Source organism: Mangrovimonas sp. TPBH4 (genome assembly GCF_001280505.1).
Taxonomy (GTDB): domain Bacteria; phylum Bacteroidota; class Bacteroidia; order Flavobacteriales; family Flavobacteriaceae; genus Mangrovimonas_A.
Genome location: NZ_LBIO01000052.1, coordinates 1 through 566, shown reverse-complemented (window position 1 = coordinate 566; position 566 = coordinate 1). Strand labels below are relative to the sequence as shown.

Here is a 566-nt window from a genome sequence, read left to right as displayed (position 1 = left end):
CTGTTCTACGACCGCTTCGAGATCGGGGCCTCGTACCGATTGGACGATTCGTTCTCGGGATTGGTGAACTTCGGCATCACGCCGAACCTTCGTATCGGTTATGCCTATGACGGGGTGACCTCCGACATCGGGAAGTACGCATCCTCGTCTCACGAGATCATGCTGCTTTGGGACCTGAACTTCACGCAGAAAGTGTCACGCTCACCAAGATATTTCTAACCGGACAAGCAAAAAGAGATGAAGAACATACATACATATATAGCAATAGCGATGATGGGCGGCATGAGCATGACCGCACAGAACAAGGATACAAAGAAGGCGGACGACCTTTACGGGCGCTTTGAGTACGTAGAGGCGGCGGAGGCCTATGGGAAGCTGGTTGAGAAGGGCAAGGGCGATGCCTATGTCTACACGCAGCTGGCAGAGGCCAACTACAACATCTACAACACGGAGGCGGCCGAGGGCTGGTACGCGAAGGCCATCGAGGCCGGCAACCAGGACCCTGAGATGGTCTATAGATATGCCCAGATGCTGAAGGCCAACGGTAAGTACAGCGAGTCGAACGC

General features: G+C 54.4%; 1 protein-coding gene and 1 pseudogene. Both read left to right on the top strand.

Annotation, left to right across the window (positions count from 1 at the left end; genetic code table 11):
- A partial coding sequence (locus ZA05_RS18080; RefSeq protein WP_157514705.1) for a type IX secretion system membrane protein PorP/SprF occupies positions 1 to 219 on the top strand: 219 nt, incomplete at its 5' end.
- An 18-nt stretch (positions 220 to 237) separates the two neighbouring features.
- Positions 238 to 566 (top strand): annotated as a pseudogene (locus ZA05_RS11975) (cell envelope biogenesis protein OmpA); the annotation flags it as partial.